Consider the following 16,960-nt stretch of genomic DNA (forward strand, 5'->3'; position numbering starts at 1 on the left):
CATCGCGGGCAAGCCCGCTCCCACAGGGTCAAAAAAGCTATACCGCTCCTCTTGGCAGCATTAGCCCCAGCGGCAAACGTACACGGGCTTCGAGCCCTCCGCCGCTGCGGTTGCGCAGCTCGACATTGCCGCCATGCATGGAGGCAATTCGCTTGACGATCGCCAGGCCCAGGCCCGTACCTTTACCGCCACGGGCACGGTCGCCGCGGATAAACGGGTTGAAGATGTCTTCCAGCTCCGCCGGATCAATCCCCGCCCCCCGGTCCATCACGCTCAGCACCACATACGGCGCGCTGACATCCCCCGACACATAAGCCGCAACCTCGACGTCTTCGCCAGCATGGTGCAAGGCATTACCAATCAAGTTATTGAGCAGACGCTTCATCGACACCCGTCGCAACGCAAACGGCTGAATCGGCTGCAGGCGCAGGCGTACTTGCTCGCCGTTCTGGTTATAGGGCGCCACGACTTCGCGGATCAATTCACACAGATCAACTTCTTCGACCGGCTCGTCACGACCATCGCGAATAAAGGCCAGGAACTGATCGAGGATCGCGTCCATGTCCTCGATATCACGCACCATATCGTCGGTCAGGTCATTGTGGTTGCCCATCAGCTCCAGGGACAGGCGCAAGCGGGTCAGCGGGGTGCGCAGGTCATGGGACACGCCGGCCAGCATCAGCTCGCGCTCGCGGCCCGCCTGCTCGACGTCTTCAGCCATCTGGTTGAAGGCGCTGTACACCTCGGTCATTTCGCTGGGCGTATCACCAACCGGCAAGCGCACACTGCGCCCCTGCCCCAGCTGGCGGGCCGCATACACCAGACGCTTGAGCGGCTGGTTGAGCTGACTGACGAAAATCCAGGCCGATGCGGTGGATAACAGGCCAATGGCCAGGAACCAGCCCAGTACGTTCCAGATTTTCTGCCCACGCAGCGGGTGTGGATACAGCGGTACTTTCAGCCAGCCGTCGCCCAGGCTAGGGGCACGCACCCACAACGCCGGGGAGGTGTGCATGCGCAAACGCACTTCAGTATCCGGGCCAAGTTCGGCCTGCATCTGGCGCTGATAAATTTCGCTATAAGGCCAGTGCTGCTCACCCTCGGGCACACCGCCGCCCACAACGCGCACCAGATCAACGGCATCGATAATCTTGTTGCGGTTTTCCTCATCTGCGGCCCAATAAGCGCGCAGGGTCAGTGCCACGCCGTGGCTGTACTGGCGATCGACCAGCACATCCTCGTTCATAAGCAGGTAAACCAGCGTCAACGCCTTGGAAAACAGCACGACAATCAGGACAAGCCAGAGCGTGCGCGAGAAGAAACTTTGGGGGAACCAGACAGGGGTTTTCATAGACAGCCGCTTTTAGACTTTGCAGGAGCGAGCCCGCAGGCCCGCAAAAAAATGAATCGCGAGCCGCCGGGCGACTCGCTCCTACAAATGATCTGTCACTTGGTTGCATTGCCATCCGGCACAAACACATAACCCACGCCCCAGACAGTCTGGATATAGCGAGGCTTGGATGGGTCCGGCTCGATCATGCGGCGCAGACGGGAAATCTGCACATCGATCGAACGCTCCAGCGCATCCCATTCGCGACCACGCGCCAGGTTCATCAGCTTGTCGCGGGTCAACGGCTCGCGGGCATGCATGACCAGGGCCTTGAGCACCGCAAATTCGCCGGTGGTGAGCATGTGAACTTCGTCGCCACGCTTGAGTTCGCGGGTTGCCAGGGACAGCTCGTAATCGCCGAATGTCACGCTTTCGTCTTCACTGCCCGGTGCGCCCGGCACTGGCGGTGCCTGGCGACGCAGTACCGCGCGCACCCGCGCCATCAGTTCGTCGGGGTTGAACGGCTTGGCCAGATAATCGTCGGCGCCCAGCTCCAGGCCCTTGATACGGCTCAGCTCGTCGCCCTTGGCGGTCAGCATGATGATCGGCACCCGGTTGCCCGCCGCACGCAAACGGCGGCAGGCAGACAAGCCGTCTTCGCCGGGCAGCATCAGGTCCAGTACCACCAGGTTGAATACCTCGCGAGCCAGCAAACGATCCATTTGCTCGACGTTCGGCACAGCCCGGGCGCGATAGCCCTTGCTGACGAAGAAGCGCTCCAGCAGGCTGCTTAGCCCCGGATCGTCATCCACGATAAGAATTTTTTCGCCTTCAGCCGTTTGTGCAATGCTGCTCATTAGATGCTCCTGTGATCTCGGCGCGCATTATGGCTTAGCCGCTGTAATACGTATGGTGTGCATTGTTAGCAGATTTTTCCTCCTTAAACAGTAGCCCAACCCATGAGGCAACAGCGTGCAGTGCCCTGAAACCGGGAACGCTGGTTATAATGCTGCGCCTTTTGTGTCAGGCAAACGCGAATTTTCAAGGGTTGCGCCAGGCTTTATTTTTTCCGGCGCCAGGCGTAATCCGCTGACTTCACGGGTCAACAGGCTGCCCTTTTGGCCCAGGTAGCGGCCCCTTTCGGGCTGCTCAACCAGCCTCGCAAGCCTTCAAGCCCGGGCCTGCGAGCCTGCATCACAATTTGTCAGGTGGTTTTATGGACAGCATCAACAGCCGCATCGCCGAAGAACTTGGCGTGCGCCCGCAGCAGGTCGAAGCGGCCGTCGCTCTTCTCGATGAGGGCTCCACCGTACCCTTCATCTCCCGCTACCGTAAGGAAGTGACCGGCAGCCTGGATGACACCCAGTTGCGCCACCTCGAAGAGCGCCTGCGCTACCTGCGCGAACTCGACGAACGGCGTGCGAGCATCCTCGCCAGCATCGAGGAACAAGGCAAGTTGACGCCAGAACTGGCCCGCGACATCAAGCTCGCCGACACCAAGACCCGCCTCGAAGACTTGTACCTGCCGTACAAGCAAAAGCGCCGCACCAAGGGTCAGATCGCCCTGGAAGCCGGCCTCGGCGAGCTGGCAGACGGCCTGTTCAACGACCCGACACTCACGCCCGATACCGAAGCCGCCCGTTTCGTCGACGCCGAAAAAGGCGTGGCAGACGTCAAGGCGGCCCTTGATGGCGCCAAGTACATCCTCATGGAGCGCTTCGCCGAAGACGCCAGCCTGCTGGACAAGCTGCGCAGCTTCCTCAAGCAGGAAGCCATCCTCAGCGCCCGCGTGATTGCAGGCAAGGAAGAGGAAGGCGCCAAGTTCCGCGACTACTTCGAGCACGACGAACCGCTTAAAAGCATGCCGTCGCACCGTGCCCTGGCGATTTTCCGCGGGCGCAACGAAGGCATTCTCAGTTCTTCGCTCAAGGTCGGTGAAGAATTGCCCGGCACGATGCACCCCGGCGAAATGATGATTGCCCAGCGCTTCGGTCTGGAAAATCAAAACCGCCCGGCTGACAAATGGCTGGGTGAAGTGGTGCGCTGGACCTGGAAGGTCAAGCTCTACACCCACCTTGAAACCGACTTGCTGGGCGAGTTGCGCGACGCTGCCGAAACGGAAGCGATCAACGTTTTTGCCCACAACCTGCATGACCTGCTGCTGGCCGCACCAGCCGGCCCGCGCGCCACCCTGGGCCTGGACCCGGGCCTGCGCACCGGTTGCAAGATTGCCGTGGTCGATGCCACCGGCAAGCTGCTGGAGTACGCCACCGTGTACCCGCATGTGCCGCACAACAAGTGGGACCAGACCATTTCGGTCATGGCCGCCCTGTGCGCCAAGCATTCGGTCGACCTGATTGCCATCGGCAACGGCACCGCCAGCCGTGAAAGCGACAAGCTGGTGATCGATCTGATGAAAAAATACCCGGCCCTGAAAGTCACCAAAGTAATGGTCTCCGAAGCTGGTGCTTCGGTGTACTCGGCATCGGAACTGGCAGCCAAGGAATTCCCGGATCTGGACGTTTCTATCCGTGGCGCCGTATCGATCGCCCGCCGCCTGCAAGACCCGCTGGCCGAACTGGTAAAAATCGACCCTAAATCCATCGGTGTCGGCCAGTACCAGCACGACGTGTCCCAGCTCAAGCTGGCACGCGGCCTGGACGCGGTGGTTGAAGATTGCGTGAACGCCGTGGGCGTGGACGTGAACACCGCATCGGTAGCGCTGCTGGCGCGAATTTCGGGCCTCAATGCCACACTGGCGCAAAACATCGTCGCGCACCGCGACGAACACGGCGCCTTCAAAACCCGTGCGGCGCTGAAAAAAGTCAGCCGCTTGGGCGAAAAAACCTTCGAGCAGGCGGCAGGTTTCTTGCGCGTGATGAATGGTGACAACCCGCTGGACAGCTCGGCGGTTCACCCCGAAGCCTACCCGCTGGTCAAGCGCATCGCTTCGGACACCGAGCGTGACATTCGCTCGCTGATCGGCGACGCCAGCTTCCTGAAACGTCTTGATCCGAAGAAATTCACCGACGAGACCTTCGGCCTGCCGACCGTGACCGACATTCTCCAGGAACTGGAGAAACCGGGCCGTGACCCGCGCCCGGAGTTCAAGACTGCCGAGTTCCAGGAAGGCGTCGAAGACCTCAAGGACCTGCAACTGGGGATGATCCTCGAAGGTGTGGTGACCAACGTGACCAACTTCGGTGCTTTCGTCGATATCGGCGTGCATCAGGATGGTCTGGTGCATATTTCGGCGCTGTCCGAAAAATTCATCAAGGACCCGCGTGAAGCCGTGAAAGCCGGTGATGTGGTCAAGGTCAAGGTCATGGAAGTCGACATCCCGCGCAAACGCGTAGGCTTGTCGATGCGCATGAGCGACACTCCGGGTGAGAAGATCGACGGTGCCCGCGGCGCACGCCCGGGCTCGGCACCGCGTCAGCAAAGTACCGCACCGCGCAAGGAAAGCGTGGCCGCAGCACCGAGCAATAACGCCATGGCCTCGTTGTTCGCCAACGCCAAACAGTTGAAGAAACGCTGATGGCCCTCCCGGACGGTCTGACCCAGAGCGCCTTCAGCCAGTTGCTCGGCTGCCGCGTGCAAGCGCTGGAAGACGGCGTGGCGCACGTTGCCCTGAGCCTGGAGCCGCAACTGCGCAACCGCGCCGGCAAGCTGCACGGTGGCGTGTTGTTCAGCCTGGTGGATATCAGCATGGGCCTGGCCTGTTCCAGCTCCCACGGCTTCGATCAGCAGAGCGCGACCATCGAGTGCAAAATCAACTACATCCGCGCGGTGGCTGAAGGCGAAGTGCTATGTATCGCCAAGGTCATCCACCCCGGGCGACGCACGCTGGTCGTCGAAGCGGATGTATTGCAGGGCGACAAGCTTGTCGCAAAAGCACAAGGCACGTTCGCGGTCCTGTAGCGGCCAACCGCTGATTTGAGTTAATTTCGGCACTGCCAATGCAGTGCCGAAATGCGCTTGGAGCGCCGCGGCGCCAAATCAGGGACGGGACTGAGCGATGCCAACAAAACCAGGCGACCACGCCAGTTTCAACTTCACCCTTGTAGACCGTCCTGACCACCCCCATATTGGGGCGACTGACGCGTGAAGGAATCCAACTTGAGCCAACTTCTCAACCGCCGCCTGGCTCTGCTCAGCGAGCGCGCCAACCTCTCTCTGCTGGAGCAGTGCCTGCACGGCATCGAGCGCGAATGCCTGCGCGTCACGGCCGATGCTCGCCTGGCGCAGACCCCGCACCCGGAAGAACTGGGCTCGGCCCTGACCAACGATCAAATCACCACCGACTATTCCGAGTCGCTGCTGGAGTTTATTACCCCGGCCCTGCCTGACCCTGCGCAGACGCTGGCCAGCCTCGACAAGATCCACCGCTTTGCCTACAGCAAGCTCGGCAACGAGTTCCTGTGGAGCCCTTCGATGCCGTGCCCGTTGCCGGCCGAAGAAGACATCCCTATTGCCTACTACGGCACGTCCAATATCGGACAGCTCAAGTACGTTTATCGCAAAGGCCTTGCCCTGCGCTACGGCAAGACCATGCAGTGCATTGCCGGTATCCACTACAACTTCTCCCTGCCAGAGGCCCTGTGGCCTGTGCTGATGCAGGCTGAAGGCTTTGTCGGCACCGAGCGCGACTATCAGTCCAATGCCTACATCGCCCTGATTCGCAACTTCCGTCGCTACAGCTGGCTGCTGATGTACCTGTTCGGTGCCTCGCCGGCGCTGGATGCAGGCTTTTTGCGCGGTCGTTCGCACCAGTTGGAACAACTGGATGCAGACACCCTCTACCTGCCGTATGCCACCAGCCTGCGCATGAGCGACCTGGGATACCAGAGCAACGCCCAGGCGGGCCTGACGCCGTGCTACAACAACCTCGACAGCTACACCGACAGCCTGCGCAAGGCCGTGGCCACGCCCTACCCGCCGTATGTCGAAATCGGCACGCACAAGGATGGCGAGTGGGTACAGCTGAACACCAACATCCTGCAGATCGAAAACGAGTACTACTCCAACATTCGCCCCAAGCGCGTGACCTACACCGGCGAAAGGCCGATTCAGGCCCTGGTGTCCCGTGGCGTGCAGTACGTTGAAGTGCGCCTGCTGGATATCAACCCGTTCCTGCCGGTGGGCATCGATTTGCCTGAAGCGCGTTTTCTCGACGCCTTCCTGCTGTATTGCGCACTGCAGGACAGCCCGCAGTTCGACAATACGGAATGCGGCAGCTGTTCATCCAACTTCCTGAGCGTGGTCAAGGAAGGTCGCCGTCCGGGCCTGCAATTGCAGCGTGATGGTGCAGCGGTAGACATGAAGGAATGGGCAACCGAGCTGCTGGAAAACATCGCCCCGCTGGCCGCCCTGCTCGACCAGAGCCACGGTGGCGACAACCACAGCAAGGCAGTCGACGAACAACTGGCGAAGATCAAGGACGTGTCGCTGACGCCGTCGGCCAAAGTGCTGGCCAGCATGGCCGAGCACAAGGAGAGCTTCGCCCAGTTCTCGATGCGCCAGAGCCTGGCCCATGCCGAATTCTTCCGTAGTGAACCGCTGAGTGTTGAAGACCAGGCGGTGTTTGAAGAAAAAGCGCGCAAGTCACTGCTAGAGCAGGCCGAGACAGAACAAACGGAAGAAGGCGACTTCGACCTGTTTGTGGCCTCGTATCAGGCGAGCATTTTGGCGATCAGTAACTAAAAGCCCCTCACCCTAACCCTCTCCCGTAGGGAGAGGGGACTGATCGGTGGTGTGCTTGCGAGCACGAGCATGCTCTCCCCGCAGTTGCAGTTGTTCGTAGCAGCTGACGAGTGGAACGAGGCTGCGTTCGGCGGCGAAGCCGTCGTAAAGTCAAAAAACCGTGGTGTGCCAGTTAAACTTGGAACTCTGGTTTTACGGTCGCTGCGTCGCAGTGGCGCACCAAACCGAACGCAGCCTCGTTCCACTCGTCAGCTGCTACGAATCTCCTCCAGCCCAGCGCCTGAACAGTAGGCGCCTTACAACGTCTTTTCGAAGATCTTCGAATTACGCTGATAGTTGTACAGCGACGCCCGCGCCGCCGGCAAACGCTCTACACCACTCGGCTCAAACCCGCGCTCACGGAACCAGTGCGCAGTACGCGTGGTTAACACGAACAAGGTTTTCAGCCCCTGAGCCCGAGCGCGGTTTTCGATGCGCTCCAGCAACTCATCGCCACGGCGCCCATGACGGTACTCCGGGTTCACCGCCAAACATGCCAGCTCCCCCGCATCCGAATCGGCAATCTGATACAGCGCCGCACAGGCGATGATCATGCCTTCGCGCTCAACCACGCTGAACTGCTCGATCTCACGCTCCAGCACTTCACGCGAACGACGCACCAGAATGCCCTGCTCTTCCAGCGGGCTGATCAATTCAAGCAGGCCGCCGACGTCTTCAATCGCCGCCTCCCGCGTAACTTCAAATTGCTCCTGCGCCACCAGCGTACCGCCACCGTTACGGGTGAACAGCTCGGTCAGCAGCGCACCGTCTTCGGCATAACTGACGATATGGCTACGCGCCACACCACCGCTGCAGGCTTCGGCGGCGGCTTCCAGCAATTCGGCCTGGTAGTCGCTGCCCAGGCGTTTCATATGCGCCGGCACCTGCTGTGGGCGCAACTCGCGCACCAAACGCCCTTCGGCATCGAGCAACCCCGATTCAGCACCGAACAGCAGCAGTTTGTCCGCCGCCAGGTCGATGGCAGCACGGGTGGCCACGTCTTCACAGGCCAGGTTGAAAATCTCACCGGTGGGCGAGTAACCCAGGGGCGACAGCAGCACTATCGAACGCTCATCGAGCAGGCGGTTGATGCCCTTGCGGTCGACCCGACGCACTTCGCCGGTATGGTGGAAGTCCACGCCATCAAGCACGCCGATCGGCCGCGCCGTCACCAGGTTGCCGCTGGCCACCCGCAGGCGCGAGCCCTGCATCGGCGAGGACGCCATGTCCATCGACAAACGCGCTTCAATCGCAATGCGCAACTGCCCTACGGCGTCGATCACGCATTCCAGGGTGGTCGCATCGGTAACACGCATGCCGTTGTGGTAATGCGGCACCAGGCCACGCGCCTCAAGGCGGCTGTCGATCTGCGGGCGCGAGCCGTGAACCAGCACCAGCCGCACACCCAGGCTGTGCAGCAGCACCAGGTCGTGGACGATATTGCCAAAGTTGGGATGGGCCACACCGTCGCCAGGGAGCATGACGACAAAAGTGCAATCGCGGTGGGCATTGATGTAGGGAGACGCGTGACGCAACCAGTTAACGTAATCGTGCATAACCAGAGCCTGTAGAAAATAAGTCGCCTAAAAAGGGCTAGAACAGCAAACGCACAACGGGCTGATGGTTATCGTCGAAACATTGTTGGCAACACGCGTACTCTCCTTTTCCGTTATTTAAGACAATAGTGTTCTATCAGTTGTGTCAGTAGACGCACCGTCGGCTGCAAACGTGACATTTCCAGGTATTCCCCCGGCTGATGCGCACAGGCGATGTCGCCCGGGCCCAATACCAGCGTTTCGCAGCCAAGCTGCTGAAGATAAGGTGCTTCGGTGCCAAACGCTACTGCCTGCGCAACATGCCCGGTCAGCCGCTCGGCCACCCGCACCAGCTCGGCATCGGCCGCCTGCTCAAAAGGCGGTACACCGGCGGCAATGGGGGCGAAATCAATTTTTACCTGATGGCGCTCGGCCAAAGGCTGCAATTTGCCACGGATGATGGCCCGCAGCGCGTTGGGGTCCATGCCCGGCAGCGGCCGCAGGTCGAATTCCAGCGAGCATTGGCCACAAATCCGGTTGGGGTTGTCACCGCCATGGATGCAACCAAAGTTCAGGGTCGGCTGCGGTACGCTGAACTGCGGGTTGCGGTATTCATTGAGCCACTGCTGGCGCAGGCCTTTAAGTTCGCTGATCGCGTCATGCATGGCCTCCAGTGCGCTGTGGCCAAGGCTTGGGTCTGATGAATGACCGCTTTGCCCCAGAATCTCGATGCGCTCCATCATCACGCCCTTGTGCATGCGGATCGGCTTGAGCCCGGTCGGCTCGCCGATCACCGCCGCACGGCCCAACGGCCGGCCCGCTTCAACCAGGGCCCTGGCGCCGGCCATCGAGGTTTCTTCGTCACAGGTGGCGAGGATCAGCAGCGGCTGCTTGAACGGTTGGTCGAGCAACGGGCGTACGGCTTCGATCACCAGCGCGAAAAAACCCTTCATGTCGCAACTGCCCAGGCCGACCCAGCGGTTATCCACTTCTGTCAGCTTGAGCGGATCGGTCTGCCACAGCGCTTCATCGTAAGGCACGGTATCGCTGTGCCCGGCCAGCACCAGCCCGCCGGGGCCTGTGCCAAAGCTGGCGAGCAGGTTGAATTTGCCGGGGCTGACCTGCTGGATATCGCAGTTGAAACCCAGGTCGCCCAGCCAGGTGGCCAGTAAATCGATCACCCCACGGTTGGACTGATCCAGTGAAGGCTGGGTGCAACTGACCGACGGTACGGCGATCAAGGCAGCGAACTGCTCTTTCATGGAAGGTAGGGGCATGCGCTGACTTCCTGTTGGCGGGGCGAGGCCCATCATAGAGCCATCTGCGCCGCAGAATAAACCCGTTCGGCGCGCCGGGGCGGCTTGTCCTGTACACTGCACGGCCTTGGCAGCCACACTTTTCCCGGCTGCGCACCGATCCTGGATTTTCCGGCCATGCAGAAAGAAACCGAAATTAAACTCCGTGTCAGCCGCGAAACCCTCGCCGCCCTGCGCGAGCACCCCTTGCTGAAAAAGCGCAACAAAAGTGGCTGGGAAAGCCGTGAGTTGCTCAACCAGTACTTCGACACGCCTGAGCGCGACCTGGCCAAGGCCAAGGTAGCCCTGCGCCTGCGCCGCGATGGCGAAGACGTAATCCAGACCCTCAAGACCCGTGGCGAAAGCATTGCCGGCCTGTCGGTACGCAATGAGTACGACTGGAACCTGCCCAAAGCCAAGCTCGACATCAAGAAGCTCGACGGCGAATGCTGGCCACAAGAGCTGGCCGAGCTGGACAAGAAAACCCTCAAGCCGATCTTCACCACGGATTTCGTGCGCGAACGCGCCGAGATTTCCTGGGGTCGCGGCAAGGCCAAGGTGGTGATCGAAGCCGCTCTGGACCTGGGCCATGTCATTGCCGGCAAGCAGAAAGAAGAAATCTGCGAGCTGGAACTTGAACTGCGCGAAGGCGAGCCGGCAGCCCTGCTGGAACTGGCCGCCGAACTGGCCGAGAAGCTGGCCCTGATGCCGTGTGACATCAGCAAGGCCGAGCGCGGCTATCGCCTGTTCGACGCCAACAGCTACGCCGTCACCCTGCCAGCCCCTGTGCTGACACCCGAAACACCCCTGGACGACGCCTTCGCCGCCCTGGCCTGGCACTTGCTGGGCAACAGCCAGCGTCTGGCCGAGCAATATCGCTTCAATGGCCATTGGCGTTTGCTGCAGGACTGGGTTCAGCAGTTGATCGACCTGCGCGCGCTGGTCAGCAGCCTGGGCCAGGCTGCACCACGCCAATCCACCAATGCCCTGCGTGCTGCGCTGGACGCCCTGCTCGAAGACTGGCGCCCGCTGGTACAGATCGGCCAGGACGACGAAGACGTGCGCAAAGCCGCACCCGAGCAGTTCCTGGAAGAGCTGGAAGACCCGCGCTGGGGCCAGTTCTCCCTGAACACCTCGCGCTGGTTGATGGAGCGCAGCTGGACCGTGGATCGCGGCACCACCCGTGGCAACCGCCAGGGTGCTGCGCAACTGCAAAGCTGGTTGCCGCGTTTGCTATCGGATGAAGCAATTGCCTTGCGTCTGAACCGTTACCAGCAGCAACCCGAAGACCTGGCCGAGCAACTGCCGCGCATCGAGCGCATTCAGGCCTGGTTGCGTCTGGCGCGTAACGTGCTGGAAATCCCGGAACTGGACCGTCTGTACGGCGAGATGAACAAGTTGCAGGAACTGGCCAACATGCCGATTTCTGAAGATGCCGAGAGCAACGACGAACTGCTCAACGCCCGCAAGCAGCAAGCCATCGCCGTTTATCAGAACCGCGCCTGGAAGACCCTGCTGCGCGCTTAAGCGCCCGGCCTGTGCCCCTCAGCGCCCGCTGAGGGGCATTGTTGCCTTACTTCGCGCCCTTGGGCATGTCCGCATCCGGCGTGCGCCAGATCAAGCGTGTGGTGTCATAGCCTTGCTGTTGCGCCTTGCTGAGCAGCTCGTCACGGGTTTGCTGATCAACCTGCGGTTTACGCGACAGCAACCACAGGTATTTACGGTCGGGGTTGCCTACCAGCGCCGTGCTGTAGTTATCCCCCAGGTACAACACCCAATAATCGCCCTTGGTCACACCCGGCAACAGGGTCGATACCCAATTGTCGAACTCGACCCACAGCTTGTCGGTCTTGCCCTCCACTTGCGGCGTTGCCGTTCCCTTGGCTTCCTCCCACTTGCCCTCTGCGGTGCGGCAACGGTTCAACACCGCCACATTGCCGTCCGGCTTGAGGCTGTAATGGGCTTCGGACTGCGCGCAATTGCGCTGGAAGAACATCGGCAACCGTGCAAGTTCATACCAGGTGCCCTGATAGCGCTTGAGGTCGACACTGGAGACGGTGTTGGGCGCCAGCGAATCGCTGCTGGAACTTGCACACCCGCCCAGCAACAGCGCGGCCCCGAGACTGACTAAAAGACGTTTCATCGCAAACGCTCCTGATCGGTCTTACTTCAAACCCTGGCCCGAGAAAATCAGCACTTTGTCGCCTGCGTACTGCACGCTGATAAAGCTCTTCTGATCGCCCCATGTGCAGCTCGACATGCCCAGCGCGCCCGAGCAATCGGTTGGGGTGCCCAGCAACTGCTCAACTTCGGCCTTGGTCATGCCGGTCGACAGTTTCGAGTAGTTTTGCTGATTGATTTTGCTGCACGCGGCCAGCAAGACACAGAACGACAACAACGCCAGAGAACGCAACTTCATGGAAAGCTCCTGAAAAAGAAAGTCGGCAGCGCCGCTTGATCCAAGCTTAGAAGAGAAAAGCGCAGGCTGGTTCCCGCAGGACGCAGGGATTTATTTCAGGAGGGAGAACAACTGTGGGAGCGGGCTTGCTCGCGATGCATGCAACCCGGTATGTCTGACATACCGTGTCGATGCTATCGCGAGCAAGCCCGCTCCCACAGGGGCTTACGCTTTGTGGTAAGCGGTGATGCGCGCGACTTCTTCTTTCGAGCCCAGGTACACGGCTACACGCTGGTGCAAGCCTTCCGGCTGGATGTCGAGAATGCGCTGATGGCCATCAGTCGATGCGCCGCCAGCCTGTTCCACCAGGAACGACATCGGGTTGGCTTCGTACATCAAACGCAGCTTGCCCGGCTTGGACGGCTCACGGCTGTCGCGCGGGTACATGAACAAACCACCACGGGTGAGGATACGGTGCACGTCGGCAACCATGGCGGCAATCCAGCGCATGTTGAAGTTTTTCTTCAACGGGCCTTCTTCACCGGCCAGCAGTTCGTCAACGTAGCGCTGTACCGGGGCTTCCCAGTGACGCTGGTTGGACATGTTGATGGCAAATTCCTGGGTAGCGTCAGGAATGGTGATGTCTTCGTGGGTCAGGACGAAGCTGCCCATTTCGCGGTCCAGGGTAAAGCCTTTGACGCCGTCGCCCAGGGTCAGTACCAGCATGGTCTGCGGGCCGTAGATGGCGTAACCGGCAGCGACCTGTTGGGTGCCTGGCTGCAGGAAGGCCTTTTCATTCAAAGGCTCGTTCTGGGTCAGGTATTCGTTCGGGCAACGCAGTACCGAGAAGATGGTGCCAACTGGCGCGTTGATGTCGATGTTCGACGAGCCGTCCAGCGGGTCGAATACCAGCAGGTACGCGCCTTTCGGGTATTTGCCCGGGATCTGGTAGGCATTGTCCATTTCTTCGGACGCCATGCCGGCCAGGTGACCGCCCCATTCGTTGGCTTCGAGCAGGATCTCGTTGGAGATCACGTCGAGCTTCTTCTGCACTTCACCTTGCACGTTTTCGGTGCCCATGCTGCCCAGCACACCACCCAGGGCGCCTTTGGACACGGCGTGGCTGATCTCTTTGCAAGCACGCGCCACCACTTCGATGAGGAAACGCAAATCAGCAGGCGTGTTGTTGCTGCGGGTCTGCTCGATCAAATAGCGACTCAGGGTAACGCGGGACATGTAAGGCTCCGAACAAGGGGGAGGGGGCGAAAAACCCGCGCAGTTTAGCGCGAGTTGCCGTGCAAATCTTCTAATCAGACTGAGAACTGGCCGAACGGGTTCCAAAACAGCCACCAGAGACCCGTGGGAGCGGGCTTGCTCGCGATGCCGGCGATGCGGTTTTCAGCTCAACCGCGTCGCCGGCATCGCGAGCAAGCCCGCTCCCACAGTGTGTGAAACTTCCTACAACGCTTTCCAGATATCGGTCGCGTATTCACGAATGGTCCGGTCTGATGAGAACCAGCCCATGCGCGCCGTATTCAACACGGATTTGCGCCACCATTCTTCCTTGTCGTGCCACAGTTGCTCCACGCGCATCTGGGCATCCCAGTACGCATCGAAGTCGGCACATACCAGGAAGCGGTCATATTCGATCAGCGAATCCACCAGGCCGGTGTAGCGAGCCGGATCATCGTGGGAGAACACCCCGCCACGAATCGCCTGCAACACGTCATTAAGCCGGTGTGAAGCGGCCACGTCCGGCGCGGCATGGAACTCGCCATTGCGCTTGCGCGCTTCAACCTGCTGCGAACTGAGGCCGAAGATAAACATGTTTTCGGTCCCCACCCGCTCGCTCATTTCAACGTTGGCGCCATCCATCGTGCCAATGGTCAGCGCACCGTTGAGGCCGAACTTCATGTTGCTGGTGCCCGATGCTTCGTAGCCGGCAGTGGATATCTGCTCGGACAGGTCCGCCGCCGGGATGATGCTTTCGGCCAGGCTGACGTTGTAGTTGGGGATAAACACCACCTTGAGCAGGCCGCGCACGGTGGGGTCGTTGTTGACGGTGCGGGCGATGTCATTGGCCAGCTTGATGATGAGTTTGGCCTGCTCATAACTGGCCGCCGACTTGCCGGCAAAAATCTTCACCCGTGGCACCCATGGGTTGCCCGGCTCGGCCCGGATGGCCTGATACAGCGCCACGGTGTGCATCAGGTTGAGCAGTTGGCGCTTGTATTCGTGTATCCGTTTGACCTGTACATCGAACAGGGCCTCAGGGTTGACCACAACCCCCAAACGCTCATAAATCAGCGCCGCCAGGGTGCATTTGTTTTGCAGGCGCTGTTCGGCGAAGCGTTTGCGAAAGTCTGCCCGCCCGGCAAAAGGCTCCAGCTTGATCAGTTTGTGTTCGGTTTCATCGAGCACATCAGGCCCCAGTGCATCCACCAGCATGGCAGTCAGCGGCGGGTTGGCCTGGAACAGCCAGCGGCGGAAGGTTACGCCGTTGGTCTTGTTGTTGATGCGATCGGGGTAGAGCTTGTGCAGCTCGGCGAACACGGTGCTGCGCATCAATTGCGTGTGCAGCCCGGAAACCCCGTTGACGCTGTGGGAGCCTAAAAATGCAAGGTTGCCCATACGCACCCGGCGGCCGTGGTCCTCCTCGATCAGCGACACCGCGCGCAGCACGTCAAAGTCGTGAATACCCTTGGCCCGCAGGGCGTCGATGTGGTGCGCATTGATCAGATAAATAATCTGCATATGCCGCGGCAACAGCCGCTCCATCAAACCGACGGGCCAGGTTTCCAGCGCTTCGGGCAATAGCGTGTGGTTGGTATACGACAGGGTATCAACGGTGACCTGCCACGCGGCATGCCACTCGACGCCGTGCTCGTCGACCAGGATGCGCATCAGCTCGGCAACGGCGATCGAGGGGTGGGTGTCATTGAGCTGGATCGAGACGTGCTCGGCCAGGTTCATCAACGTGTCGTGAACGTGCAGGTGGCGGCGCAGCAGATCCTGCAGCGAGGCCGAAACAAAGAAGAACTCCTGGCGCAGACGCAGCTCTTGCCCGGCCTCATTGCTGTCCGCCGGGTACAGCACGCGGGAGATGCTTTCAGCGCGCACCACTTCGGCCACCGCGCCCAGGTGGTCACCGGCGTTGAAACGACCAAGGTTCAGGTCGTGCAGTGCCCTCGCCCGCCACAGGCGCAGGGTGTTCACACTGGCACCGCGCCAGCCCACTACCGGCGTGTCATAGGCAATCGCCCGCACTGTCTCGCCCGGCCACCAGATTTGCCGCAACTGGCCTTGCTCATCCTGCTTGGTTTCGACCGAGCCGCCAAAGCCCACCGAGTACAGCACTTCGGCGCGCTCGAACTCCCAGGGGTTGCCGAAGTCCAGCCAGTTCTCGGTTTGCTCCTGTTGCCAGCCGTCGACAATGCTCTGGCGAAACAGCCCGTGTTCGTAGCGGATGCCATAACCGTGGGCGGCGATGCCCAGGGTCGACATGCTTTCCATAAAGCACGCCGCCAGCCGGCCGAGGCCGCCGTTGCCAAGGGCCGCATCCGGCTCCAGCACACGGATGCGCTCCAGATCCACGCCCAGCTCGCCCAACGCTTCCCGTGCCACCTCCAGCAGCCCCAGGTTGCTCAGGCTGTCGTACAGCAGGCGACCGATCAGGAACTCCAGCGACAGGTAGTACACCCGCTTCTGGTCCTTGCGGTAAATCTGCCGGGTGCTGTCCATCCAGTGCTCGACCATATGGTCGCGGGCGGCCAGGGCTATGGCTTCAAACCAGTCATGGTCAAACGCGTGTTCCGGGTCCTTACCCACCGCGTAAGTCAGTTTGGCTACTACAGCGGCACGGAAAGCCGCCACCTGTGCGTCACGAACAAGCGGTTCCTGGGACATCGATACAACCTCAATCGAGATGGGGCGATTTGAAGAACGAGTGGATTCAGCCTAGACCCTTGGCCAGAAATAAAGCGCTTTGTTTACGGCTTTTTTGGCGGTTTGCCTGAAAAAACTGATCAACCAAGCCCTGCCCCAAAACGAGGCACATTCGCAGTCGAACGCTTTAAAACATGGTCCTGATCGAAAAACCGGCAAATGGTTGTTCACACATTCACCAACCCCGGTATGATCGCGCGCCCTGATGCACGCTGGAATACAAGCCTGATGAAGTCCAACCTGATCGCCGCCGCGGAAATCGACCGTCTCGATACCTGGGCCAAATACTCCGCGCCCATGTGCGGCTCCTGTGTTTCCAGCTGCTGCACGCTGCCGGTCGAGGTCAAGATCAAAGACCTGATCCGCATCGGCATCGTCGATGAGTTCGAGATGGGCGACCCGCCGAAGAACATCGCCAAGCGCCTGCAAAAAGAAGGGATCGTGGAGCGCTTTAACCAGAAGTCGGGGATTTTCACCCTGCAGCGCATGAGTAATAACGACTGCCTGTACCTGGATCGCAAGTCGCGCATGTGCACCATCTACGACATCCGCCCGGACACCTGCCGCAACCACCCGCGGATCGGTCCGCGCCCTGGTTATTGCGCCTATGTGCCCAAGGCTGTTGAGCGCAAGAACAGCAGCGTCAAGCTGATGGATTTTTAACCTGCAGCGCAGAATCGACTGACAGATCGCTTCGCGGGCAAGCCCGCTCCCA

13 protein-coding genes are annotated in these 16,960 nt (G+C 60.5%); 5 read left to right on the top strand and 8 right to left on the bottom strand.

Features of this window, described 5'->3' with window-relative positions:
* Positions 1-37: 37 nt before the first annotated feature.
* Both BLU25_RS13250 and ompR read right to left on the bottom strand, forming a co-directional pair.
* Positions 38-1,351, bottom strand: coding sequence for an ATP-binding protein (locus tag BLU25_RS13250; RefSeq protein WP_016783139.1), 1,314 nt, complete (start codon positions 1,349-1,351; stop codon positions 38-40).
* A 95-nt stretch (positions 1,352-1,446) separates the two neighbouring features.
* Positions 1,447-2,187: an osmolarity response regulator transcription factor OmpR gene (gene ompR / locus BLU25_RS13255; RefSeq protein WP_016783138.1), complete on the bottom strand. Its 741-nt coding sequence runs from the start codon at positions 2,185-2,187 to the stop codon at positions 1,447-1,449.
* A 359-nt stretch (positions 2,188-2,546) separates the two neighbouring features.
* On the opposite strand from ompR, the gene BLU25_RS13260 reads away from it, so the two are divergent.
* From BLU25_RS13260 to gshA, 3 genes are all read left to right on the top strand, one after another.
* Entirely contained in the window at positions 2,547-4,868 is a 2,322-nt protein-coding gene (locus BLU25_RS13260) for a Tex family protein (protein WP_016783137.1), read from the top strand.
* On the top strand, positions 4,868-5,251 hold the full coding sequence (locus tag BLU25_RS13265; RefSeq protein WP_016783136.1) for a PaaI family thioesterase: 384 nt from the start codon (positions 4,868-4,870) through the stop codon (positions 5,249-5,251). The genes BLU25_RS13260 and BLU25_RS13265 overlap by 1 nt, the downstream gene beginning before the upstream one ends.
* Before the next feature lie 198 nt (positions 5,252-5,449).
* On the top strand, positions 5,450-7,033 hold the full coding sequence (gene gshA / locus BLU25_RS13270; protein WP_016783135.1) for a glutamate--cysteine ligase: 1,584 nt from the start codon (positions 5,450-5,452) through the stop codon (positions 7,031-7,033).
* Positions 7,034-7,329: 296 nt separating this feature from the next.
* Here the strand turns inward: gshA and argA are convergent, their stop codons facing one another.
* Entirely contained in the window at positions 7,330-8,628 is a 1,299-nt protein-coding gene (gene argA, locus BLU25_RS13275; RefSeq protein ID WP_016783133.1) for an amino-acid N-acetyltransferase, read from the bottom strand.
* A gap of 113 nt (positions 8,629-8,741) precedes the next feature.
* On the bottom strand, positions 8,742-9,884 hold the full coding sequence (argE, locus tag BLU25_RS13280; protein WP_083369679.1) for an acetylornithine deacetylase: 1,143 nt from the start codon (positions 9,882-9,884) through the stop codon (positions 8,742-8,744).
* Positions 9,885-10,040: 156 nt separating this feature from the next.
* Here argE and BLU25_RS13285 point away from each other — a divergent pair, with 156 nt between their 5' ends.
* The gene (locus BLU25_RS13285) at positions 10,041-11,429 is read left to right on the top strand and encodes a CYTH domain-containing protein (RefSeq protein WP_016783132.1); all 1,389 of its coding nucleotides are present in this window, start codon (positions 10,041-10,043) and stop codon (positions 11,427-11,429) included.
* Between the two features lie 46 nt (positions 11,430-11,475).
* On the opposite strand, the gene BLU25_RS13290 is transcribed toward BLU25_RS13285, so the two are convergent.
* From BLU25_RS13290 to BLU25_RS13305, 4 genes are all read right to left on the bottom strand, one after another.
* Positions 11,476-12,045, bottom strand: a complete 570-nt coding sequence (locus tag BLU25_RS13290) for a lipocalin family protein (RefSeq protein ID WP_016783131.1) — start codon at positions 12,043-12,045, stop codon at positions 11,476-11,478.
* Positions 12,046-12,066: 21 nt separating this feature from the next.
* Positions 12,067-12,321 (bottom strand): outer membrane protein assembly factor BamE domain-containing protein, encoded by a 255-nt coding sequence (bamE, locus tag BLU25_RS13295; protein WP_016783130.1) that lies wholly within the window; start codon positions 12,319-12,321, stop codon positions 12,067-12,069.
* Positions 12,322-12,525: 204 nt separating this feature from the next.
* Complete coding sequence (locus tag BLU25_RS13300) at positions 12,526-13,536, bottom strand: class 1 fructose-bisphosphatase (RefSeq protein WP_016783129.1); 1,011 nt, start codon at positions 13,534-13,536, stop codon at positions 12,526-12,528.
* Between the two features lie 222 nt (positions 13,537-13,758).
* Positions 13,759-16,206 (bottom strand): glycogen/starch/alpha-glucan phosphorylase, encoded by a 2,448-nt coding sequence (locus BLU25_RS13305; RefSeq protein WP_016783128.1) that lies wholly within the window; start codon positions 16,204-16,206, stop codon positions 13,759-13,761.
* A gap of 264 nt (positions 16,207-16,470) precedes the next feature.
* On the opposite strand from BLU25_RS13305, the gene BLU25_RS13310 reads away from it, so the two are divergent.
* On the top strand, positions 16,471-16,908 hold the full coding sequence (locus tag BLU25_RS13310; protein ID WP_029611685.1) for a YkgJ family cysteine cluster protein: 438 nt from the start codon (positions 16,471-16,473) through the stop codon (positions 16,906-16,908).
* Positions 16,909-16,960 lie beyond the last annotated feature (52 nt).

Source organism: Pseudomonas fragi, from assembly GCF_900105835.1.
In the GTDB taxonomy this organism is placed as follows: Bacteria; Pseudomonadota; Gammaproteobacteria; order Pseudomonadales; family Pseudomonadaceae; genus Aquipseudomonas; species Aquipseudomonas fragi.

What these genes read in the sequence shown, in the direction of transcription:
- BLU25_RS13250 (WP_016783139.1), bottom strand. Translation starts at nt 1,351, where the DNA reads ATGAAAACCCCTGTCTGGTTCCCCCAAAGTTTCTTCTCGCGCACGCTC.
- ompR (WP_016783138.1), bottom strand. Translation starts at nt 2,187, where the DNA reads ATGAGCAGCATTGCACAAACGGCTGAAGGCGAAAAAATTCTTATCGTG.
- BLU25_RS13260 (WP_016783137.1), top strand. Translation starts at nt 2,547, where the DNA reads ATGGACAGCATCAACAGCCGCATCGCCGAAGAACTTGGCGTGCGCCCG.
- BLU25_RS13265 (WP_016783136.1), top strand. Translation starts at nt 4,868, where the DNA reads ATGGCCCTCCCGGACGGTCTGACCCAGAGCGCCTTCAGCCAGTTGCTC.
- argA (WP_016783133.1), bottom strand. Translation starts at nt 8,628, where the DNA reads ATGCACGATTACGTTAACTGGTTGCGTCACGCGTCTCCCTACATCAAT.
- argE (WP_083369679.1), bottom strand. Translation starts at nt 9,884, where the DNA reads ATGCCCCTACCTTCCATGAAAGAGCAGTTCGCTGCCTTGATCGCCGTA.
- BLU25_RS13285 (WP_016783132.1), top strand. Translation starts at nt 10,041, where the DNA reads ATGCAGAAAGAAACCGAAATTAAACTCCGTGTCAGCCGCGAAACCCTC.
- BLU25_RS13290 (WP_016783131.1), bottom strand. Translation starts at nt 12,045, where the DNA reads ATGAAACGTCTTTTAGTCAGTCTCGGGGCCGCGCTGTTGCTGGGCGGG.
- bamE (WP_016783130.1), bottom strand. Translation starts at nt 12,321, where the DNA reads ATGAAGTTGCGTTCTCTGGCGTTGTTGTCGTTCTGTGTCTTGCTGGCC.
- BLU25_RS13300 (WP_016783129.1), bottom strand. Translation starts at nt 13,536, where the DNA reads ATGTCCCGCGTTACCCTGAGTCGCTATTTGATCGAGCAGACCCGCAGC.
- BLU25_RS13305 (WP_016783128.1), bottom strand. Translation starts at nt 16,206, where the DNA reads ATGTCCCAGGAACCGCTTGTTCGTGACGCACAGGTGGCGGCTTTCCGT.